The sequence below is a fragment of the Streptomyces sp. 150FB genome (assembly GCF_000818195.1).
GTDB lineage: Bacteria > Actinomycetota > Actinomycetes > Streptomycetales > Streptomycetaceae > Streptomyces.
In genome coordinates this window covers 3,443,867-3,464,228 of record NZ_JTHL01000001.1, presented here as the reverse complement: position 1 = coordinate 3,464,228, position 20,362 = coordinate 3,443,867, and the positions used below count along the sequence as shown (strand labels likewise).

Genomic DNA, 20,362 nt, shown 5'->3' with positions numbered 1-20,362 from the left:
CTCCCGGCGGTACGGACGGAGGAGGTCAGACGCGGGCCCGCGCGCCGGAGCGGCGGTACAGGATCGCGCCGCCGACGATCAGCGCGGTGCTGATCCCGGCGGCACCGGCGAGGAGGTTCTGATCGGCGCCGGTGTGCGCCAGTTCGGCGCGCTGCGCCGGGATCTCGTGGACGGACTTCACGACGGGAAGCATCGGCTCCGGGTGGTTCGGCACCTGGTAGGGGGGCGGCGGGACGGCGCGGTCGTCGCCCGGCACGGTGTGCGCGGGGCTGTTGGGCGTGGGGTGGTGCGCGGGAGGTGAGTGCGGCGAGTGGGGCGCCGGCGGGGTGTGGTGGACGGAGGTGGCCTCGTCCGGGTTCACGGCGCAGTGGTTGCCGAAGACCGGGTTGAGCAGGCCCACGACGTCGACGCTGTTCCCGCAGAGGTTCACGGGGACGTCGACCGGCGCCTGGATGCCGTTGCCGGAGCCCACACCGGGGGATCCGACCATGCTGCCGTCGGCGTGCGAGCCGCCGCCGTGGTGGTCGTGGCCGCCGTATCCGCCGTGGTTGTTCTGGCTGCTCGGGCGGGAGTGCGGGGGCTGGTGCGAAGGGGGGTTCCCGTACGCGGAGGAGTCGTCGGACGCCGGACGCGGTGCCGGCGCCGTGTGCACCGCGGGGCCAGGACGGGGTGCCTGGTCCTGAGGCGTCGCGTGCGAGGGGTGCGAGGAGTGGTGCGGCGCGTGGGAGTTGTTGGCACAGCCGTTGCCGAAGGCGGGGTTGAGCAGGCCGACGACGTCGATGCTGTTTCCGCAGACATTGACGGGGACGTCCACGGGCGCCTGAATGGTATTGCCCGACAGCACCCCCGGTGATCCGACGGCCGCTCCGCTCGCGTCGGCCGCTTGGGCGTAATTGCCCATGGACAGCACACTGGTCGCGGCGGCGGCCGTGAGCAGCCCTTTGCTGATGAGGTCTCGCATGTGTGGTTCTCCTCCTGCCGGCAGGGTTCGGCCGGCAGATGTCTCTGGTGATATCGGAGTCAACTGAGGCCGGTCCCGGAGCGCGTTCGTTCACGCTCCGGGACCGGCCCGAGAACACCCAGCGGGGTGTCAGTGAGACGTCAGTTGTTGACGCAGACGTTACCGAAAGCGGGATTCAGCAGACCGATCACGTCAATGCTGTTGCCACAGACGTTGACGGGCACGTGGACAGGAATCTGAATGACATTCCCCGACAGAACACCGGGGGAACCGACAGCGGCACCCTCGGCTCCGGCGTCGGCGACGGCCGGGGAGGCGAAGCCCACGGCCATGATCAGTCCGGCGGTAATGGTGGCGGCCTTCTTGCAGTTCATTTGAGCCCTTTCCGCAGCGCCGATACGTCCGCACGGCTCTCGTGGTCCGCGAGCATCACATAGTCAGCTCACACGTTCGCTGCTGGAAGTCCAACGATGGCGGCAAACTGAAGAAACTGCCCGCTTTCGTGGCATACGGGTGTCACTCGATTGCCGTGGAGCGCCGAATTGAAACGCACGGGCCGGCAGAGGCGTCTTTGCTCCCGCCGGCCCTTCGCGCACAGATGCGTGGTGCGTCATACGCGTTCTGTTTGTGCCGCTGGTGTTACTTGTGGTGCTGGTAGGGCGAGTTGGGCTTCTTCCTAGTCGTTGCCCACGCCGTTGGCGGAGAGGACCGGGATGTCCTCCAGGATGTGCGACAGCGGCTCGTCGCCCTTCGCCTGGGTGGAGTTCTCCGCGCACTGCTGGTTCTGCGGGGAGGACAGGACCTGGACATCCTGGACCGCGACGTTGATGAGGCCGATGAGGGAGCCGGCGTTCGCCTTGACCGGCACGCCGAGGCAGAGCTTATTCAGCGAGCCCTGGATCAGCTCGGCCTGCGGGCTCATCTTGCCGCTCGTGGATGCGTTGCCGAACGCCTGCTCGGCGCCGTTCCCGCTGAGCGAGGTGGTGCCGGAGTCGTTGCCGACGGCGAGCGCCGTCGGCGCCGCCATGGCGGAGACGCCGACGACGGAGGCGGCGACAGCGGCGCCAGCCATAATCTTCCTGATCACGGTGGTTTTCCTTTTCTCGGAATGCAAGTCGTGCGACCTGTATCAACAGCGGCGCCGGAGTTTGGTTCCGGTCTGTCACTCGATCGGCTCGATGAACTCCGGTAATAGGCCGTTGGAGTGACGTGAGAGAACTAAACCGGCGGCGAGGAGTTGCTCAGTGTGCCCCGGGGACTTGGGGCATCCTTCAGAAGGGGACTCATCGTGATCAAGAAGGTTATGGCCGGCGCCGCTGTCGCCGCCTCCGTTGTCGGTATGTCGGCCGCCGCCGCTCCGCAGGCTCTCGCCGTCGGAAACGACGGTGGCACCACCTCGCTGAGTGGGAACGGCGCCATGCAGGCGTACGGAAACTCCGCGACCTACGGCAACATGAGCCCGCAGATGGCGCTTATCCAGGGTTCGCTGAACAAGCCGTGTATCGGCCTTCCGGCGAAGGCGAACCTCGGTTCCCTCGTCGGTCTCATCAACGTCGGTGTCCAGGACCTCAACGTCCTGTCGTCCCCGCAGAACCAGCAGTGTGTCGAGAACTCGACGCAGGCGAAGGGTGACGAGCCCCTGTCGCACATCCTGGACAACATCCCGGTCCTCTCGGCGAACGGCGCCGGAAACGGCTGATTGTTCCGCCGAAGGTAAGGCGGGGGTCGCCGGTGGTCATTCTTCGGCGGCTCGGCCTCCTTCGCCACGCCGGGGGATTAATAAGGTTTCCCGTCAAGATGAGCGTTGAGCCGTTCGGGGGAACGGCCACAACTATCCCCCCGTGTCCCAGTTGAACAAGTCGGAACTCCACCGGTGGAGTTCGACTTTCCGGAAAGGCATCAAAATGAAGAAGCTGTGGGCAACCGCTGCTGTAGCGGCATCGATCGTCGGCGCCTCGGCTGCGATCGCCACCCCGGCGATGGCGATCGGTAACGACTCCGGTACGACGTCGCTCAGTGGCAACGGTGCCGAGCAGTCCTTCGGCAACGCGTCGACTCACGGAGACTTGAGCCCGCAGTTGGGTCTGGTCCAGGGTTCGCTGAACAAGCCCTGCATCGGCCTCCCCGCCAAGGTGAACGCCGGCTCCCTCATCGGTCTCCTCAACGTCGCGGTCCAGGACGTCAACGTCCTGTCGTCCCCGCAGAACCAGCAGTGTGTCGAGAACTCGACGCAGGCGAAGGGTGACGAGCCCCTGTCGCACATCCTGGACAACATCCCGGTGCTCTCGGCGAACGGCGTCGGCAACGGCTGATCGTCCTGAAAGCCCGGTTCGACGGAAACGTCGAGCCGGGCTTTTTTCATGCCGAAGGGATAAGCCGGTTCCCTACTTTGGTAGGGGACATCATCTCCCGCCCAGACTTTTTACGGACGGTGCTACCGACTTTTCGCCGAAGTGGTCGAAGGTCGAAACTCCTAGCGTTCCAGGCAACAGCTTCCGTTGCCGTCGAGCGCTCTTGAAGCTGCCCCCCGCGGGGTTCACTTCAAGGAGAAAGCACCATGCCGAAACAGATATCAATGCCCGCGCGACCGGGCCGAGTTGCCGCGGGAGCCGTGGCGGCCGCCTTCATGGCCGCGGCGGTGAGCGCGTGCGGAGCTTCGTACCCCGTCACCTCTCCGGTCAAAGCCCGTGGCGCGGCCCCGAAATCGGCGAAGGTCGCCGGTGGTTCGGTCGACTGCCGCAAGGCCACGTGCGTGGCGCTCACCTTTGACGCGGGACCCAGTAAGTACACGCCGAAGCTGCTGGATGTCCTGAAGCAGCACGGCGCCCATGCGACCTTCATGATGCTCGGCAAGAACCACGTCATGAAGTTCCCCGACACCGTGCGCGAGATAGCCGCCGACGGCAATGAACTCGGCAACCACACCTGGACCCACCAGATACTCACCGACATCAAGCCCGCCGAGGCCCGCAAGGAGATGTCCCTCACCCAGGACGCGGTTCAGCGAATAACCGGCCGCAAGCCCGTCCTGATGCGCCCGCCGCAGGGCCGCACCAACGAGGACGTCTCAGGGGTCGCCAAGGACCTCGGACTCTCGCAGGTCCTGTGGAGCGTCACGGCCAAGGACTACAAGACCACCGACTCGGCCCTGATCCAGAAGCGTGTCCTCGACCAGACGCACAGGGACGGGATCATCCTGCTGCACGACATCTATCCCGGGACCGTCCCCGCCGTTCCCGGCATCCTGGACGCGCTGAAGAAGCGCGGCTACACGGTGGTGACCGTCTCCCAGCTCCTGGCGCCCGCGAAACCGGAACCCGGGATGGTCTATCGCCCGTGAGCCCCTCGCCGCCGGGCGGGTAGTGTGCCGGGGTGCTCACCGTGACCTCTGTGAATGTGAATGGACTGCGCGCCGCCGCCAAGAAGGGCTTCGTGGAGTGGCTGGCGCTGACCGCGGCCGATGTGGTCTGCCTGCAAGAGGTACGGGCCGAGCCCGGCCAGTTGCCCGAAGGCGTACGCGAGCCGGCCGGCTGGCACGCCGTGTACGCGCCGGCGGCCGCCAAGGGCCGCGCGGGTGTGGCGCTGCTCTCCCGGCAGGAGCCGGAGCGGGTGCGGATCGGTTTCGGGAGCGCGGAGTTCGACACGAGCGGCCGGTACGCCGAGATCGACCTGCCCGGTGTCACGGTCGCCAGCCTCTACCTGCCGTCGGGCGAGGTCGGCACCGACCGGCAGGACGAGAAGGTCCGCTTCATGGACGAGTTCCTGGCGTACCTGGAGGAGCTGAAGGTCCGCGCCGCCGCCGACGGCCGCGAGGTGCTGGTCTGCGGCGACTGGAACATCGCCCACCAGCGGGCCGACCTGAAGAACTGGCGGGCCAACCAGAAGTCGTCCGGTTTCCTGCCGGAGGAGCGCGCCTGGCTGAGCCGGGTCTTCGACGACGCGGGCTACACCGATGTCGTACGGGCCCAGCACCCGGAGCAGGACGGCCCGTACTCGTGGTGGTCGTACCGGGGGCGCGCCTTCGACAACGACACCGGGTGGCGCATCGACTACCACGTGGCGACTCCCGGGCTCGCCGCCCGTACGGTCAAGGCCTGGGTGGAGCGCGCGGCCACGCACGGCGAGCGCTGGAGCGACCACGCCCCGGTGACGGTCGCGTACGACGGCCTGGGCGCCGGGGTCTGACGGGTACGGGACGGTTGGGTACGACGGTCAGGCGCCGCCCGGGCGCCCCGTACCCCCCGTACGCAGCCGTCGGTCCAGCGCCATCGACAGCTCCGCCTCCACCACGCTCTTCGCCAGTGGCCGCAGCTCCTCCGCCGAGTCGTCCCCCACATAGGTCTCCATGACCGTGATGAACAACTCCGCCAGCGCGTCCGTGTGTTGCCGCGCCCTGCGCCCCGCCTCCAGGACCGCGGCGAGCGGCACGCCCTTGCGTACCAGCGCCGCCGACACGTCCAGCAGCCGCCGGCTGATGTGGACGATCTGGTCGCCGTCCACCGCCAGATAGCCGGAGTCGAGCGCCGCGGCGAGGTTCTCCGCGCTGACCTCGCCCTCGAAGTAGTCCGCGAGCTCCTCGGGGCTGAGCCGTACCGGTGTCTCCTCGCCGATCTCCGCGAGGCCGAGCACCTCGCTCATGTCCTTGCCGCTGTCGAACGCGGTGGCGAGGTCGGCGATGCCGTTGAGGGTGTGGCCGCGCTCCAGCAGGCCGGCGATCGTACGGAGCCTGGCCAGGTGGTGGTCGCTGTACCAGGCGATCCGGCCCTCCCGGCGCGGCGGCGGGATCAGGCCGCGTTCGCGGTAGAAGCGCACGGTGCGTGCGGTGATGCCGGCCGCATCGGCCAGCTCCTCCATGCGGTATTCACGTACGGCTTCCACATGGTCAGCCTATGTCGTACCGGCGGTAACTTGTTTCGTCCAACCCCTACCCACGAGTACGGCGCTGCTCTACTCTCCCAACCATGCCAGTGATCACTGGCATGGTTTCTGTGGGGCAGGAGGGCGGCGGCATGAGCGAGGGCACGGGACAGCGGGGGCAGGAACGGGAGCATGCGTACGAGCGGGAGCTGGAGCGGGAGCGGGAGAGCGAGCGCGAGTTCGAGCATGTACGCGTGGCAGTGATCGGGTCCGGATTCGGTGGCCTCGGCGCCGCCGTACGGCTGCGCCGCGAGGGGATCACCGATTTTGTCCTCCTGGAGCGCGGCGACTCGGTCGGCGGGACATGGCGTGACAATACCTACCCCGGCTGCGCCTGTGACATCCCCTCACACCTCTACTCCTTCTCCTTCGCGCCCAACCCGGAGTGGCCGCGCACCTTCTCCGGGCAGCCGTACATCAGGGCGTATCTCGAACATGTCGCCGACACCTTCGGGCTCCGCCCGCACCTGCGACTGGGCCGCGAGGTACGGCGGATGCGATGGGACGGCGAGGCGCTGCACTGGATCGTGGAGACCTCACACGGCACGCTGACCGCCGATGTGGTCGTCTCCGCGAGCGGCGCGCTCTCGGATCCGCGGATGCCGGAGATACCTGGGCTCGACGCGTTCCCCGGGAAGGTCTTCCACTCGGCGCGCTGGGACCACGGTTACGACCTGCGCGGCAAGCGCGTCGCCGTGGTCGGTACGGGCGCCTCCGCCATCCAGATCGTGCCCGCCGTACAGCCCGAGGTCGCGCGGCTCACGCTGTTCCAGCGGACCCCGGCCTGGGTGATGCCGCGCACCGACCGGGCGATCTCGCGGGCCGAGCGCGCGCTGCACCGCGCACTGCCCTTCACCGGGACGCTGCGCAGGCAGCTCCTCTGGGGCATCAGAGAGGCCCAGGTCCAGGCGTTCACCAAACACCCCGACCTGCTCGGGGTCGTCGAGAACCTCGCCAAGGCCAACATGGCGCTGGCCATCAAGGACCCCGCGCTACGGGCCAAGCTGACGCCGCCGTACCGCATCGGCTGCAAGCGCATCCTGCTCTCCAGCAACTACTACCCGGCGCTCGCCCGCCCCAATGTCGACGTCATCGCCTCCGGTCTCGCCGAGGTGGACGGATCGACGCTGGTCGCCGCCGACGGTACGCGGACCGAGGCCGACGCGATCATCCTCGGCACCGGCTTCCACGTCACCGACATGCCGATCGCCGAGCGCGTGGTGGGCGCCGACGGCATCACGCTCGCCGAGGCATGGAAGGACGGGATGCAGTCGCTGCGCGGCGCCTCGGCGGCCGGCTTCCCCAACTGGATGACGATCGTCGGACCCAACACGGGTCTCGGCAACTCGTCCATGGTTCTGATGATCGAGTCCCAGCTCAACTACATGGCCGATTACCTGAAGAAGCTGGACGGACTCGGCGGCCGGGCCGGCGGCGTGGCGCTCGCGGCGCGCCCCGCGGCCGTACGGGCCTGGAACGACCGGGTGCAGCAGCGGATGCTGCGGACCGTCTGGAACACCGGCGGCTGCACAAGCTGGTACACGGACGCGAGCGGCCGCAACACCACCCTGTGGCCCGGCACCACGACCGAGTTCCGCAGGGCGACGCGGCAGGTGAACCTCGCGGAGTACGAGGTGATCCGCGCGGCCGGCGGTGGTGGTGGTGACGGTGGTGACGCGCTGTCCGTGCCCGCGCAGCGGACCCGGACGGAGGTCGTCCGATGACGAGCGACCCCGCGCCCGCCGCGCCGTCCGGGAGGCCCGCCCCGCGCGAGCTGACCGTGGTCTCCGCCGACGGCTCGCGCCTGCACACCGAGGTGTACGGACCCGACGGCGCGCCCGCCGTCGTCCTCTCCCACGGCTGGACCTGCTCGATCGGCTTCTGGGCCGCGCAGATCGCCGACCTCGCCGCCGACCACCGCGTGATCGTCTACGACCAGCGCGGCCACGGCCGTACCGCGCCGCCCGCCGCCCGTACGGGACACACCACCGACGCGCTCGCCGACGACCTGGAGGCGGTGCTCGCCGCCACGCTGGAGGCCGGGGAGCAGGCGGTGCTCGCCGGGCATTCCATGGGCGGCATGACGCTGCTGGCCGCCTCCGGTCGGCCCGGCTTCCGGGAGCACGCCGCTGCCGCCGTGCTGTGCAGCACGGGCAGTTCGCGGCTGGTCGCCGAGTCGCTGGTGCTGCCGCTGCGCGCCGGACGCCTCCGGACCTGGCTCACCGGGAAGATCCTCGGCTCGCCCGCGCCGCTCGGCCCGGTCTCTCCGCTCTCGAAGCGGATGCTGCGCTACGGGACGATGGGCGCGGGCGCCGCACCGGAGCGCGTCCTCGCGTGCGTCCGGATGGTGCACGCCTGCCCCAGGGCGGTCCGGGTCGCCTGGTCCCATGTCCTCGCCGTGCTCGATCTCGACGCGGAGGTCGGGGAGTTGCGCGTACCCACCGCTGTGTTCGTCGGTACGGCCGACCGCCTCACCCCGCCCGTACAGGCACGGGCGCTCGCCGCCGCGCTGCCCGACTGCGCCGGTCTGGTGGAACTCCACGGGGTCGGGCACATGACGCCCGTCGAAGCCCCGGAAGCCGTCACCGCGCGCATACGCGAACTGGTGGTGACGTACGTGAACGCCAAGGAGGGTGCCGCGTGAGCAGCTACGGACACGAAGGACGCAACGCGGGTGCGAGCGCGGGAGAGGGCGCGGGACGCCTCGATGGCCGGGTGGCCGTCGTCACCGGCGCCGCCCGCGGCGTGGGCGAACTGCTCGCCCGCAAGCTCTCGGCACGCGGTGCCAAGGTCGCGCTCGTCGGCCTGGAGGAGGACGAGCTGAAGCGGGTCGCCGCCCGGCTGCACGCCGACTGCGACCACTGGTACGCGGACGTCACCGACCACGAGGCCATGGTCCGCGTCGCGAGGGAGGTCGAGGAGCGCTTCGGCCGGGTGGACATCGTCGTCGCCAACGCCGGGGTCGCGACCGGCGGCCCGTTCCTCGACTCCGACCCCGAAGCGTGGCGCCGGGTCGTCGAGGTCAACCTGATCGGCGGCGCCGTGACGGCGCGCGCCTTCCTGCCCGTGCTGCTGAGGAGCCGGGGCTACTTCCTCCAGATCGCCTCGCTCGCCGCGCTCACACCGGCGCCGATGATGACGGCGTACTGCGCGTCCAAGGCGGGCGCCGAGGCGTTCGCGCACAGCCTGCGCTCCGAGGTCGGCCACAAAGGCGTCAAGGTCGGCGTCGGCTATCTGTCCTGGACCGATACGGACATGGTGCGCGGCGCCGACCAGGACGAGGTGATGCGCGACCTGCGCCGGCGGCTGCCCTGGCCGTCGAACCGTACGTATCCGCTCGGCCCCGCCGTGGACCGGATCGTCGCCGGGATAGAGCGGCGCTCGGCGCATGTGTACGCGCAGTGGTGGCTGCGCGGGATGCAGTCCGTGCGGGGCTACCTGCCCGGCCTCGTCGCCACCGTCGGCGCGCGGGAGATGCGCCGGTTCGAACCCCGTCTGGCCGGGATACGCAAGGGACTTGTGGGCCTCGGCGGCGCCGCCGACGAGCAGGCGCGCGACGCGGGCGCTAGCGCCCGGTCGGGACGAACGTGACGTCGCTCATCGGCACCGCCGTGCCCCCGGGGGTGGTGAAGGAAACGTCGAGCAGCTCTCCCGTACTCCTGGTACGCCGCTCGGCCGACGGGCCCTCGGGGCGCGGGACGTGCTGGTCGCCCCACTGCTGGAGCGCGCCCAGCACTATCAGCGCCTGCCGGCCGGAGTCGGTGAGGTGGTAGCTGAAGCGCGTTCGCTCACCCGGCTCACGGTAGGACCGCTTTTCGAGCACGCCTGAATCGACGAGGGTGGTCAGGCGGGTGGTCAGCAGGTTCGGCGCTATGCCCAGGGACTGCCGGATCTCGGCGAATCTGGTCCTGCCCGCGTGTGTCTCGCGCAGGATGAGGCAGGTCCAGCGCTCGCCGAGAACCGTCAGGGCCCGTTCTATCGAACAGGTCGCGCCGGTGGCGGTGTCGGTGTCGGCGGCGGTGTCGGGGGAGGGCACGCCCGCCCGGGAACCATCACCCGCGGTCTGCTCCGGCTCACTCATGACGGAGAGGCTACGGCGGTGCTGTCGGCCTCTCCCTCGGAGGCCGGTGTGAGTTCGGCGACGGCCTGTCCCAGCCGCAGTTCGACCTCACCGCGCTGCTGGAGGCCGCGCTCGACCAGCAGGGCGCCCCGCTCCTGCGTCTCGGGCCGGCCGAAGGAGACCTCGAACGCCTTCGACGCCGCCGTGAACTCGGTGTCGGGCGGCAGCACCGCCTGGTGCACGAGCGCCTTCGTCTCAAGGATCCCCGCCTTCGGGAAACCGGCCACCCGGCGGGCGAAGGCGTCGACGAACGCGTCCAGTTCGGCGTCGGGGACGGACCGGTTGACGTATCCGTACCGCTCCGCGAGGTCCCCGTCGATGTCGTCGGCGCCGATCAGGACCTCCAGCGCACGTCCACGCCCGACCAGCCTGGCGAGCTGAGCCATCGGCGCGCCGCCGGGCACCGCCCCGACCCCGACCTCGAACTGCCCGAGCACGGTGTTCTCCCGGGAGGCGAACCGTACGTCCGTCGCGAGCGCGAACTCGCTGCCCGCGCCCCGCGCCCGGCCCCGGAGCGCCGAGATCGTCAGCGCGCGCACCTTGCCCAGCCGCGACAGCGTTCCCGCCCATGCCGACATGTCGTCCGGCTCCGGCGGGAGGGCCGCGAGCGGGGACGGGTCCTTGAGGATGTCCCAGTGCGCGAGGAAGTACTCGGGGTCCGCGCTCCGGAACACGACCACGCGCACCTCGGGGTCGCGGTTCAGGGTGTCGATCAGTTTCCGCAGGTCGAGGACTGTGCCGTAGTCGATCAGGTTGATCGGGGGGTTGCCGAAGGTGACCACCCAGTACGCGGGCGACTTCTTCTCGACCGTCAGTTGCTCGTATTCGCTCATGTCTCCGACCCTACAGGGCTGGATATAAAAATTATACTTAGGCTTGTAGGTCGAAATGCACTGAATGTCAGGTCGTGTCAGTCTGGTCGAGCCCCACCCCCACACCTTCCAGGAGCGAAATTTCCATGGGCATTTCCGATCAGTTCAAGGACAAGGCCGACCAGCTCAAGAACGAGGCGCAGAAGCGCATGGCCGACAAGGACTCGGGCAACAAGTCCGCGGGCAACGCGGACAACAAGGGCGCCGGCAACAAGGACGACATGTCCGACCGCTCCTCCGACGCCAAGGACCGCGCCGGGAAGGGCCGTGAGCAGGGCGAGGGCCGTATGCGCGACGGTATGAAGGACGACATGCACAAGGACGACATGCACGACGACGACATGCACGACCGCGACGCCTGAGCTGTAAGAGCCAGCTGTACGAGAGGCGCACCCGGATCGGTTGCCGGGTGCGCCTCCCCGCGTCTCCCGTACCGCGAGGTCATGGGGTCAGGCCGGGGTCAGGCCGGCCCCTGCTCCGTACCCCTGGGCGGCAGCTCCGGCCTCCGCAGGTCCGGCACCGCCCCGTACCCCGGTGGCGGTACCGAGGCCGGGTGCGCGGCCAGCAGGTCGAGCGCCACCCACACCGCGTCGTCGAGCTGCGCGTGCCGCCCCTCCGCCCAGTCGAGCGGGGTGCGCAGCGCCTCGATGTCGGGCTCGACGCCGTGGTTCTCGACGGACCAGCCGTACGCGTCGAACCACGCGGCGTTCATCGGCACCGTGATCACCGTGCCGTCCCCGAGCCGGTGCCGGCCCGTCACCCCGACCACCCCGCCCCAGGTCCGCTGCCCGACGACGGGCCCGAGGCCGAGCAGCCGGAACGCCGCCGTGATCATGTCGCCGTCGGACGAGGTCGCCTCGTCGGCGAGCGCGACGACCGGCCCGCGCGGCGAGTTGGAGGCGTACGACACCGGCTGCGCGTTGCGTGTCAGGTCCCAGCCGAGGATGCGGCGGGTCAGCTTCTCGACGACCAACTCGCTGATGTGGCCGCCCGCGTTGCCCCGTACGTCCACGATCAGCGCGGGCCGCGAGACCTCAAGACGCAGGTCCCTGTTGAACTGCGCCCAGCCCGAGCCGCCCATGTCGGGGATGTGCAGATAGCCGCACCTGCCGCCGCTGATCTCGCGCACGACCTCCCGGCGCTTGGCCACCCAGTCCTGGTAGCGCAGCGGCCGTTCGTCGATGAGCGGTACGACGGCCACCCGGCGCGAGGCGTCGCGGCCCGCCGTCCGGAACGTCAGCTCCACGGTGGTGCCGCCGGCCGCCGACAGCAGCGGGTAGGGGCCGGCCACCGGGTCGACGGGCCGCCCGTCGACATGGGTGAGGACGGCGCCCTCGCGGATGCCCGTACCGGCCAGCGGTGAACGGGCCTTGGAGTCCGACGAGTCGCCGGGCAGGATCCGCTTGATCATCCAATCCCCGTCCCTGCACACGAGGTTGGCGCCGAGCAGGCCCATCGGGCGCTGGTAGTGGCGGGGTCCCTCGTTGCGCCTGGCCGGGGTCACATACGCGTGTGACGTACCCAGTTCGCCCATGACCTCGCGGAGCAGATCCGCGAACTCGTCGGGTGAGGCGACGCGTTCGACCAGCGGACGGTACTGCGCGAGCACCCCGTCCCAGTCGATCCCGCACATGTCCGGCTCCCAGAAGTACGCGCGGATGATGCGGCCCGCCTCGTCGTACGCCTGGCGCCACTCGGCCGCCGGATCGACCTCGTGCAGCACCCGGCGCAGGTCGACATGGACGGTCGAGTCGCCGTCGCCGGGCTCGGTGGCGGGTACGGCGCTCAACTCGTCGTCGTCCACCACGACCAGACGGCTGCCGTCGCCGCTCGGCGCGAACCAGTCGAGATGGCTGACCAGTTCACTCCTGCGCGCCTTCGCGATGTCGAAGTGTTCGAGCGTGGGACGGCCCGACATGTCGGCGGGGTTGGCGAAGGTCTCGCCGAGGGCGCCCGAGATCGGCCAGCGCAGCCAGACGAGCCCGCCGCCGCTGACCGGACGGAGTGTGGAGTACTTCGAAGCCGTCACGGGGAAGGGCGTGACCCGGTCGGCGAGCCCCTCGACCTCGACCAGGACCGTACCGTCGCCCGAGTCGCTGACCGTCGGATCGAGCCCCCCGGCGGCCGGCCGGCCTTCCGCCGTCAGCGCGAAGGGGGAGGGCGTCGCGGACGACAGCGGTACGAGGTACGGCCGGCAGCCCAGCGGGAAGGACAGGTCGCCGGTGTGCACGTCGTACACCGGGTCGAAGCCGCGCCAGGACAGGAACGCGAGATAGCGGCCGTCACTGGTGAAGACGGGGTTCTCGTCCTCGAAGCGCCCGTTGGTGACGTCGACGACCGTGTGCGCGAAGCTTCCCGCGATCTTGGCGATCTTGATCTGCCGCAGCGAACGCCCTATGCCGGGGTGGGACCAGGTCAGCCAGTCGCCGTCGGGTGAGAACGCCAGGTCGGCCACCGGGCCGTTGATCGACCGGATCAGCTCGGTGACCTGGCCCGCCTCGCTCGCGACCTCACCGCTCGCCTTGCCGGTGGACTCCTCCGCCGCCTCCTCCGTCACATCGAGGAGCAGCAGCCGCCCGTCGTTCGAGGCGATTGCGATCCGGCGCCCCTCCGGGTCCGCCACCATCTCGTGCACCCGGCCGAGATGCCCGGAAGCGAGCCTGCGCGGCTCGCGGTGGCCGCTCGCCCGGGGCAGGTAGGCGATCTCGACGGCGTCCTCGCCGTCGGCGTCCGTGATGTACGCGACCTGGCCGCCGCTGCCGAGCATCTCGGGCGCCCTGACCCGTACGCCGGGGGTGCCGGCGATCAGCCGGGCCGGGCCGTCACGGTGCGTGAGCCAGTAGAGGCTGCCGCGTACGGAGACGGCGCTCGCGCGCCCTGTCGTGTCCACGGACATCGACCGGAGGTGGCTGGAAGCGGGCACCTGGTACACGCGGCGCCCGGCGCGCTGCCCACCGAGGCGTATCTCCAGCTTGCGCGGCTGCGAATCCGGGGTCAGCCCGTCGACCAGCCACAGGTCGCCCGCGCACTGGTAGACGACCCGGCGGCCGTCGGACGAGGCGTGCCGGGCGTAGAAGGCGTCGTGGTCGGTGTGCCGGCGCAGATCCGTGGAGTCGGGCAGGCAGGAGTAGAGATTGCCGACGCCCTCGTGGTCGGAGAGGAAGGCGACCCGTCCGTCGACGAGCATCGGGCAGTCGATATGGCCGCCCACGTCCGGCAGCAGCCGCTCGCCGTGCAGCCACAGCCGGCCCATCGCGCCGCCCCGGTAGCGCTTCCACGCTGCGGGCTCGTGCGGCGGCTTTCCGGTGAGCAGCAGCGTACGGCGCTCACCGTCGATGTCGCCGACCGCGAGGTCGGCGACCGGGCCCCAGGGCAGCGGACCACCGGGGGAGCCGTCCGTGGGGACGGTGTAGGACCAGGAGAAGTACGAGAAGGGCTGGCCGTGCGAGGAGACGGCGAGGATCTGGGCGCCGCCCGCGTCCAGGCCGTCCGTTTCCGCGCCCGCGCTGCCGTCCACGGCTCCGTTCGCGCTGCCGTTCGCGCTGCCGTTCGTGGTCTCCGGCGGGTTCCAGCCGCAGACGCGCGTGTCCGTGGAGCCCCAGTAGGTGAGCCGGCGGGCCGGCCCGCCGTCCACCGGGGCCAGGTAGATCTCCGGATCGAGGCTGCGCCAGGTCGTATAGGCGATATGCCGGCCGTCCGGCGAGAAGCGCGGATGGCCGACCCTGGTGCGGTCGACCGTCACGCGCCAGGCGCGCTCGGGGCGGTGCCCGGCCGGCGCGAGGGGAGCGACCCAGAGGTCGTCCTCGGCTGCGAAGCACAGCAAGTCGTCGTGCAGGTGCGGGAAGCGGAGATACGCGACGTCGTCACTCACCCCCCAATGCTTTCCACGTGGGATGGGCGCGGCAACTTCAGAACCGGCGCTTTTTCGAACGGACCCGTTGCCGGACGCGTCGGAGCCGGTGCCGGACCCGTGGGCCCCGGTGCCGGACCCGTGGGCCCCGGTGCCGGACTCGTAGCCCCCGGTGTCCGTCGCCACCCCGGACCGTCGGGGTCCTGCCCTGCTCAGGAGCCGGGCGGCAGAGCCGTACCGCTGCCGCTCGCGTTCAGCAACCGGCCGAGACCCTGCTCGACCTGCATCTCCTGCTGCTCCTCACCGGCCGGGACCATGTCGTACGAGCTCCTCAGGAAGCGGCGCAGCGGCGCGCTGTCGAACTGCACGACGGCCACTCCGTCCGGTGAACGGAACTCCAGCACGGCCTGTGCCCTGCCGGAGGGCCATACGTGCACATCCCCGTCGCCGGAGGGTTCGCGCAGGCCGGATTCGAGGAGATCGCGGGCGAAGGCCCAGATCACCTCGTCGCTGTCGAGCGAGACCTCCGGGGGGAAGACGATGCGCATGGCGAGCGGATCGGAGCTGTCGTAGCGGAGGGTGACGGGGACGGTCTTGTGGTCGGGGCCGTCCGTGATCAGACAGGCCTTGGTGGATTGCTCGACGACGGGAGGCATCGTTCAGCTCCTCTGCGGCTCGCGCGGGCGGTACGGATCCCAGCCATACCTGGGGCTTAAGTCCCTAATAGTACAAACCATACCAATATGAGCAACAGTGTCGGTCTTCGCGCGGTGGGCGCACGGTCGACGCAAGGCCGTGCGCAAGGTCGGCGCAAGCCCGGCGCGAGGTGGCGGCCTGCTCGCGCCGCCCTCGCGGTCATCAATCCGTCGTATTGCGAAAAAAGTACTTTCGCGGAGCGCACATCTATTGGTCTGTCTCGTTTGTCTCTCTGTCGGGCGGCTCACCGTATGGCCGCCCTGTAGGGGCATTTGGAGAATTCACCGTGACAACTGGCGTTACCGGCTTGACTGGCTTTACGAAAATCAAGGGCATTCACCGCGTCCTCGCGGTCGTTGTCACCACGGGAACGGTCCTGGGCGCCGGAGCCCTCGCCTCCCCGGCGCAGGCCGCCGTACCCAAGGCGCCCGCGATCGCGGCCAAGGGCGGCTTCGTGATGAACAACGGCACGGCAAGGGCGCTCTTCGCCAAGGCCGCCGACACGCGCCGCTCCACCGGGTCGACCACGAAGATCATGACGGCCCAGGTGGTGCTCGGGCAGAAGAACCTCAACCTCAATTCCAAGGTCACGATCCAGAAGGCGTACAGCGACTACATCGTCGCGAAGACCGCGTCGTCGGCCCGCCTGATCGTCGGCGACAAGGTCACCGTCCGCCAGCTCCTGTACGGGCTGATGCTCCCGTCGGGCTGCGACGCCGCGTACGCGCTGGCCGACAAGTTCGGCACGGGGTCCACGCGCGCGGCGCGGGTGAAGTCATTCATCGGCAAGATGAACTCCACGGCCAAGAGCCTCGGCCTGAAGAACACCCGCTTCGACTCGTTCGACGGCATCGGCGCCAAGTCGAACTACTCGACCCCCCGCGACCTGACCAAACTCGCCAGCAACGCGATGAAGAACGCCACATTCCGTACGGTCGTCAAGACCAGGTCCACCAAGCAGAAGGTCACCACGCGCAACGGCGGCTACCGCTACATGTCGTGGACCAACACCAATACCCTGCTGGGCGGTTACTCGGGAACGATCGGCGTGAAGACGGGCTCGGGCCCCCAGGCCAAGTACTGCCTGGTCTTCGCCGCCACCCGCAAGGGCAAGACGGTCATCGGCACGGTCCTGGCAGCACCCTCCGAGGTCAAGCGCACGGCGGACGCGAAGAAGCTGATGGACTACGGCTTCAAGAAGTAACCACCCCTGAACGACACGAGGGGCCGCCCCCGGCACCCAGCCGCGAGCGGCCCCTCCGCCGTCGTACCTCCCCCACTGATCACGGACGGTCGCCCGGGACAGATGGGGGCTCCTCACGGCCCGCGAGCCGGTCCCACTCCCACTCCCGCTCCCGCTCACGGATGCGTTCGCGCACCGTGTCGGCCCAGAAGTCGTCGAAGGCGGCGAGCGACGCGAGAGCCTCCGCCGAACACCGTCGTGCTTCACCCGACTTCCCCGCCTGATCGAACGCGGCGGCAAGACCGTCCAAGGCCAGAGCGAGCTGCCAGCGATCGCCCAGCTCTCGATGGACCACCGCGGCGTCGCGGCAGAACCCGGCCGACTTCTCGAACTCCCCAAGCCTCGCAAGGGCCTTCCCCGAACCGAACCACGCCTGCGCTTCACGCGATCGGTCACCGAGCTCGCGCTGCAACGCCCCGGATCGCCCGAAGGACGCGAGGGCATCCGTCGCCCGGCCGGAGGCCAGTTGGCTTCTGCCCAAGCTGAGCAGCCAGTACCCCTCCCACATGCGATTACGGTGGCTACGGGCAATGTCCACGGCGTCTTCGGCGCACCGCCGGGCCTCGTCGTACGCTCCGAGCCGCCCCCGCACTTCGCTGAGGATCCGGAGGGCGTTGCCCTCACCTCCACGATTGGCCAGTTCACGGTGGGCCTCCAACGCCTCACGCGCGAGGCCGAATGCCTCGTCGAACCGGCCCAACTGGTACATGGTTTCGGCGAGGTTGGCCGTGAGGACGGCGCCCCAGTGAGGAGCGTCGATCTCTCGAAAGATATCTCTGCTTGTGCTGAAAAGGTCTCCGGCCTCGGCAAGGCGGCGCTCTCGCAGATACAGCAGTCCCAAGTCGTTGAGCGAGAGCGCCTCGCCCGAGCGGTCACCCATGTCCCGGCGCAGGGACAGCGCCGCTCGGTGATACGTGGCGGCTTCGGTCAGACGATGTGACTGCGTGTGCGCCATGCCGAGGCTCTCCAGCAGCTCGGTCTCCCCCTGGCGGTCACCCAGTCGACGCGCCGCACGCAGACCGATGTCCCCCATGGTCAGCCACTCCTCGAAGGGATTGACGAGCATGTGCACACTGCGCAGCACCGCCGGCAGTTGCCAGGCGACGCGGTCTTCTCCGGCAGTCTCCGCCGCACGAGCGGCAGCCAGGAGGTTGGCCCGTTCCAGCTCGTACCAGTTCATCGCCTCCTCGTAGGAGGAGAAGGCGGCCGGACGGACTCCGACAGCCGGTGCGTCGAGCTCCACGTGGGCTTCCTGCGGATTGATCCAGGTCTGCGCGGCGTCGGCCGAGTGCAGGTACCAGGAGAGGACTCGACGCATCGCCGCCGCGCGGTTCTCAGAACTCTCCTCGTGCTGGACCCGGTCGACCGCGTAGGCGCGCAGCAGGTCGTGAAATCCGTAGCGGTCGGGCTCGTTCTGTTCCAGAAGATGCGCGCCCGTAAGAATGTCCAACTGGTTCCTGGCCTGGCCAATTGTCGCGCCGGCGACCGCTGCCGCTGCCTCCGCGCCGAAATCCGGCCCTGAGTGAAGACCGAGCAGCCTGAACAGCCGTGCCGCTTCGGATGGCAGTGCTCTGTACGACCAGGCGAACACGGTTCGCACGGCGCTTTCTCCCTCGTCGTCAGGAATGGTGAGCGCGTCCCAAGGGCCCGATGCGTCACTCAAATTCCGTATCAGCTCGTCCAACCGCATGTACGGGCGACTGGCGGCCCTCTCCGCGGCGATCCTCAGGGCCAGCGGCAGCCGAGCACACAGCCGAGCCAGCTCAGCCAACTGCCGAGTGTCGTCCTTGGCCCGATAACCGGCGGTGACCGTGCTGAGGAGACCCACCGCATCCGTCTCCGTCAAAGGCTCCAAAGTCAGCCTCCGGGCGCCGTCGCGGATACTGAGCCCGGACAGTCTGCTGCGGCTTGTGACAAGGACGAGGCAGGATGCCGAGCCCGGGAGCAGCGGACGGACCTGCCCCGCGGTGGCGGCGTTGTCCAGGAACACCAGCATCTTCCGGCCTGCGGAGAGCGACCGGTACAGCGCGGCGGCAGCCTCCAGCTCCACAGGGATGGCCGGGGCAGGAACGCTGAGGGCAGACAGGAAACTGCGCAGAATCTCGCTCGCCGTGGCCGGCGGGTCGGAGTCGTAGCCGCGGAGATTCGCGTAGAGCTGACCGTCCGGGAAGTGGTTCAGGAGGCGGTGCGCCCAGTGCAGCGCGAAAGACGTCTTTCCTACTCCGGCCGTGCCCGCGATGAAGTGGACACTGGTGGAACGTGGTTCGTGGGCCTCAACTCTGAATACGGCGTCGAGCTCGTCCGTCTCCCGGCTTCGATTGACGAAGATCCTCGCGTCACGTGGAAGCTGTCGTGGCACCCCGGGCGGCAGAGCGCCGTCGCCACGGAAGCCGTTGCCGTGGAAATGGACATCACCGTTGATATCGCGGGCTTGTACAACCTCCCTGGCGGTCCCGGACATCTCCGAGTGCGTGCTGCCGCTCTGCCTGCCGTCTACGATTTCCTACTCCGGTGGTGGGAGATGCCTGACTTCACGGTCGAAGTAAGCGGACAAGTCCTCGCCCGTGTCGTAGAGATCTCGGATGAAATCCCCCCAGTCCGCGGCGACTTGGGGATCAGTGAACCGCACGGCGCCGTCCAGCGCTCCCTGCTCGGTGTATTGGATACGGTAGGTCACCTCACCGAGGGTGAGGATTTCCGGCAGCAGCCGGGCGGACTCCAGGCCACTGATGGCCTCAGGGCCCACGACTCTGATCTTCTCGCCGCACTCCGCCCGCAGCCGCAGCAGGTGCAACTCCCAGTGCAGATAGGCAGACAGAGGCTTCTCCACCACCCGCACCCGGAAGAGATCAGTTCCGCGTGCCGCGTTCTTCGCCGAGAAGTCCCGGAGATAGTCGCGTTCACCCTCGATGAGGCGCAACGCCTCGTCCCAGTGCCCCAGCGAGAACGCTTCCCAGCTCTCGAAGCCAGGCTCCTGGAAACTCTGTCCACGTTCGAGTTTCCAGGAGTCCTGGCCCGCGATGGTCCACTGCCGTTCCTGGAAATCGCTCCGGTAGGCCGCCAGAGCCAGCCGCTCGCCCGGAGCGTGATCCAGATCGACCAGCCTGAGGTGGTCAGAGCCCGGCATCGGCGATATCCGGTTTCGCGGCGGCCAGAGTGATGCCGGGGATGACGATCAGACGTTCGTCCGATGCGATGCTGGCGCCCTGCGGGAGACGCGAGAGGTAGTGCGCTGTCAGATCCCGCCCGATCACTGCGATGTCGCCGTTGTCCAGTTGCCAGATGTCAGGGCACCCGTCCCGGCCGCCCGTCGTCCCGAGCTCTGCGGCGGACTTGCCCAACCGCCGCACCAGTGAGGCGGTTGGATCTGCTTCCCACTCGCGCGCCGTTTCGTCCTCGCGCTTTCGTAAGGCCATAACTACGGAGTGTATTTGCCACCGTCACACTCGACAACGGGGTCGGGTACGGGGCGAAGGTTTCAGGACGGCCGTCGGCACAGGGCCGGGGCGCGGGACTGTGCGGGGGAGAGACCGCGCCCGCCCTCGGGGAGCCGGTTCGCTGCTCCGGGCGCCCGGGAGGGTCAGGCCCCGCGTTCTGTCGGTCGGTCGACGTAGCGGGCTTGCTGCCCAGTTTCTCCTTGTAGTCGCACGCTTATGCGGTGTTATTGCTTCCCATTAGGGTGTCGAGGGCAGTGCGTGCGTTC

At 69.1% G+C, this 20,362-nt stretch carries 20 protein-coding genes; 9 read left to right on the top strand and 11 right to left on the bottom strand.

Going from position 1 to position 20,362, the window contains the following annotated elements:
* Positions 1 to 25: 25 nt before the first annotated feature.
* From QR77_RS49990 to QR77_RS14705, 3 genes are all read right to left on the bottom strand, one after another.
* Positions 26 to 961 carry a chaplin gene (locus QR77_RS49990; protein ID WP_040022197.1) on the bottom strand — a complete coding sequence of 312 codons (936 nt, stop codon included), beginning with the start codon at positions 959 to 961 and terminating at the stop codon, positions 26 to 28.
* Positions 962 to 1,101: 140 nt separating this feature from the next.
* Positions 1,102 to 1,293, bottom strand: a complete 192-nt coding sequence (locus QR77_RS14710; protein ID WP_269084361.1) for a chaplin — start codon at positions 1,291 to 1,293, stop codon at positions 1,102 to 1,104.
* A gap of 344 nt (positions 1,294 to 1,637) precedes the next feature.
* The gene (locus QR77_RS14705) at positions 1,638 to 2,045 is read right to left on the bottom strand and encodes a rodlin (RefSeq protein WP_040027960.1); all 408 of its coding nucleotides are present in this window, start codon (positions 2,043 to 2,045) and stop codon (positions 1,638 to 1,640) included.
* Between the two features lie 204 nt (positions 2,046 to 2,249).
* On the opposite strand from QR77_RS14705, the gene QR77_RS14700 reads away from it, so the two are divergent.
* From QR77_RS14700 to QR77_RS14685, 4 genes are all read left to right on the top strand, one after another.
* Complete coding sequence (locus QR77_RS14700; protein WP_040022195.1) at positions 2,250 to 2,660, top strand: rodlin; 411 nt, start codon at positions 2,250 to 2,252, stop codon at positions 2,658 to 2,660.
* A gap of 205 nt (positions 2,661 to 2,865) precedes the next feature.
* Positions 2,866 to 3,273, top strand: a complete 408-nt coding sequence (locus tag QR77_RS14695; protein WP_040022194.1) for a rodlin — start codon at positions 2,866 to 2,868, stop codon at positions 3,271 to 3,273.
* A 245-nt stretch (positions 3,274 to 3,518) separates the two neighbouring features.
* Complete coding sequence (locus tag QR77_RS14690; protein WP_107068935.1) at positions 3,519 to 4,301, top strand: polysaccharide deacetylase family protein; 783 nt, start codon at positions 3,519 to 3,521, stop codon at positions 4,299 to 4,301.
* A gap of 32 nt (positions 4,302 to 4,333) precedes the next feature.
* Positions 4,334 to 5,146, top strand: coding sequence for an exodeoxyribonuclease III (locus QR77_RS14685; RefSeq protein WP_040022193.1), 813 nt, complete (start codon positions 4,334 to 4,336; stop codon positions 5,144 to 5,146).
* A gap of 27 nt (positions 5,147 to 5,173) precedes the next feature.
* Here the strand turns inward: QR77_RS14685 and QR77_RS14680 are convergent, their stop codons facing one another.
* The gene (locus QR77_RS14680) at positions 5,174 to 5,815 is read right to left on the bottom strand and encodes a MerR family transcriptional regulator (protein ID WP_040022192.1); all 642 of its coding nucleotides are present in this window, start codon (positions 5,813 to 5,815) and stop codon (positions 5,174 to 5,176) included.
* Positions 5,816 to 5,922: 107 nt separating this feature from the next.
* On the opposite strand from QR77_RS14680, the gene QR77_RS14675 reads away from it, so the two are divergent.
* Genes QR77_RS14675 through QR77_RS14665 form a run of 3 tightly spaced genes read left to right on the top strand, consistent with a single transcriptional unit; the run spans position 5,923 to position 9,469 of the window.
* A complete protein-coding gene (locus tag QR77_RS14675; RefSeq protein ID WP_236710660.1) occupies positions 5,923 to 7,602 on the top strand; it encodes an NAD(P)/FAD-dependent oxidoreductase in 1,680 nt (559 codons plus the stop codon).
* Positions 7,599 to 8,522, top strand: coding sequence for an alpha/beta fold hydrolase (locus tag QR77_RS14670; RefSeq protein ID WP_040022191.1), 924 nt, complete (start codon positions 7,599 to 7,601; stop codon positions 8,520 to 8,522). Before QR77_RS14675 ends, QR77_RS14670 begins: the two co-directional genes overlap by 4 nt.
* Complete coding sequence (locus tag QR77_RS14665) at positions 8,519 to 9,469, top strand: SDR family oxidoreductase (RefSeq protein WP_052488749.1); 951 nt, start codon at positions 8,519 to 8,521, stop codon at positions 9,467 to 9,469. Before QR77_RS14670 ends, QR77_RS14665 begins: the two co-directional genes overlap by 4 nt.
* Here QR77_RS14665 and QR77_RS14660 read toward each other — a convergent pair.
* Together QR77_RS14660 and QR77_RS14655 are read right to left on the bottom strand one after the other, a co-directional pair.
* Positions 9,444 to 9,959, bottom strand: coding sequence for a helix-turn-helix domain-containing protein (locus QR77_RS14660; protein ID WP_078876678.1), 516 nt, complete (start codon positions 9,957 to 9,959; stop codon positions 9,444 to 9,446). The two genes, QR77_RS14665 and QR77_RS14660, sit on opposite strands and share 26 nt — an antisense overlap.
* The gene (locus QR77_RS14655; RefSeq protein WP_052488748.1) at positions 9,956 to 10,831 is read right to left on the bottom strand and encodes an enoyl-CoA hydratase/isomerase family protein; all 876 of its coding nucleotides are present in this window, start codon (positions 10,829 to 10,831) and stop codon (positions 9,956 to 9,958) included. Before QR77_RS14655 ends, QR77_RS14660 begins: the two co-directional genes overlap by 4 nt.
* A gap of 125 nt (positions 10,832 to 10,956) precedes the next feature.
* On the opposite strand from QR77_RS14655, the gene QR77_RS14650 reads away from it, so the two are divergent.
* Positions 10,957 to 11,232, top strand: a complete 276-nt coding sequence (locus tag QR77_RS14650; protein WP_040022189.1) for a hypothetical protein — start codon at positions 10,957 to 10,959, stop codon at positions 11,230 to 11,232.
* Positions 11,233 to 11,330: 98 nt separating this feature from the next.
* Here QR77_RS14650 and QR77_RS14645 read toward each other — a convergent pair whose 3' ends face one another.
* Together QR77_RS14645 and QR77_RS14640 are read right to left on the bottom strand one after the other, a co-directional pair.
* On the bottom strand, positions 11,331 to 14,741 hold the full coding sequence (locus QR77_RS14645) for a S41 family peptidase (protein ID WP_040022187.1): 3,411 nt from the start codon (positions 14,739 to 14,741) through the stop codon (positions 11,331 to 11,333).
* A 191-nt stretch (positions 14,742 to 14,932) separates the two neighbouring features.
* Positions 14,933 to 15,376 (bottom strand): SsgA family sporulation/cell division regulator, encoded by a 444-nt coding sequence (locus QR77_RS14640; RefSeq protein WP_052488747.1) that lies wholly within the window; start codon positions 15,374 to 15,376, stop codon positions 14,933 to 14,935.
* A gap of 347 nt (positions 15,377 to 15,723) precedes the next feature.
* Between QR77_RS14640 and QR77_RS14635 the strand changes: the two genes are divergently transcribed.
* Entirely contained in the window at positions 15,724 to 16,620 is an 897-nt protein-coding gene (locus tag QR77_RS14635; RefSeq protein WP_236710659.1) for a serine hydrolase, read from the top strand.
* A gap of 79 nt (positions 16,621 to 16,699) precedes the next feature.
* Here the strand turns inward: QR77_RS14635 and QR77_RS14630 are convergent, their stop codons facing one another.
* From QR77_RS14630 to QR77_RS14620, 3 genes are read right to left on the bottom strand one after another with little or no spacing between them, the layout of a single operon-like run.
* Entirely contained in the window at positions 16,700 to 19,120 is a 2,421-nt protein-coding gene (locus QR77_RS14630; RefSeq protein WP_063798033.1) for a tetratricopeptide repeat protein, read from the bottom strand.
* A 42-nt stretch (positions 19,121 to 19,162) separates the two neighbouring features.
* Positions 19,163 to 19,786: a DUF6879 family protein gene (locus tag QR77_RS14625; protein WP_236710657.1), complete on the bottom strand. Its 624-nt coding sequence runs from the start codon at positions 19,784 to 19,786 to the stop codon at positions 19,163 to 19,165.
* Complete coding sequence (locus QR77_RS14620) at positions 19,773 to 20,075, bottom strand: hypothetical protein (protein WP_040022184.1); 303 nt, start codon at positions 20,073 to 20,075, stop codon at positions 19,773 to 19,775. The genes QR77_RS14625 and QR77_RS14620 overlap by 14 nt, the downstream gene beginning before the upstream one ends.
* Between the last annotated feature and the right edge of the window lie 287 nt (positions 20,076 to 20,362).

Excerpts from the sequence above, each read along its gene's own strand:
- QR77_RS49990 (WP_040022197.1), bottom strand. The coding sequence starts at position 961 with ATGCGAGACCTCATCAGCAAAGGGCTGCTCACGGCCGCCGCCGCGACC.
- QR77_RS14710 (WP_269084361.1), bottom strand. The coding sequence starts at position 1,293 with ATGGCCGTGGGCTTCGCCTCCCCGGCCGTCGCCGACGCCGGAGCCGAG.
- QR77_RS14695 (WP_040022194.1), top strand. The coding sequence starts at position 2,866 with ATGAAGAAGCTGTGGGCAACCGCTGCTGTAGCGGCATCGATCGTCGGC.
- QR77_RS14690 (WP_107068935.1), top strand. The coding sequence starts at position 3,519 with ATGCCGAAACAGATATCAATGCCCGCGCGACCGGGCCGAGTTGCCGCG.
- QR77_RS14680 (WP_040022192.1), bottom strand. The coding sequence starts at position 5,815 with ATGGAGGAGCTGGCCGATGCGGCCGGCATCACCGCACGCACCGTGCGC.
- QR77_RS14675 (WP_236710660.1), top strand. The coding sequence starts at position 5,923 with ATGCCAGTGATCACTGGCATGGTTTCTGTGGGGCAGGAGGGCGGCGGC.
- QR77_RS14670 (WP_040022191.1), top strand. The coding sequence starts at position 7,599 with ATGACGAGCGACCCCGCGCCCGCCGCGCCGTCCGGGAGGCCCGCCCCG.
- QR77_RS14660 (WP_078876678.1), bottom strand. The coding sequence starts at position 9,959 with ATGAGTGAGCCGGAGCAGACCGCGGGTGATGGTTCCCGGGCGGGCGTG.
- QR77_RS14655 (WP_052488748.1), bottom strand. The coding sequence starts at position 10,831 with ATGAGCGAATACGAGCAACTGACGGTCGAGAAGAAGTCGCCCGCGTAC.
- QR77_RS14650 (WP_040022189.1), top strand. The coding sequence starts at position 10,957 with ATGGGCATTTCCGATCAGTTCAAGGACAAGGCCGACCAGCTCAAGAAC.
- QR77_RS14640 (WP_052488747.1), bottom strand. The coding sequence starts at position 15,376 with ATGCCTCCCGTCGTCGAGCAATCCACCAAGGCCTGTCTGATCACGGAC.
- QR77_RS14630 (WP_063798033.1), bottom strand. The coding sequence starts at position 19,120 with ATGTCCGGGACCGCCAGGGAGGTTGTACAAGCCCGCGATATCAACGGT.
- QR77_RS14625 (WP_236710657.1), bottom strand. The coding sequence starts at position 19,786 with ATGCCGGGCTCTGACCACCTCAGGCTGGTCGATCTGGATCACGCTCCG.
- QR77_RS14620 (WP_040022184.1), bottom strand. The coding sequence starts at position 20,075 with ATGGCCTTACGAAAGCGCGAGGACGAAACGGCGCGCGAGTGGGAAGCA.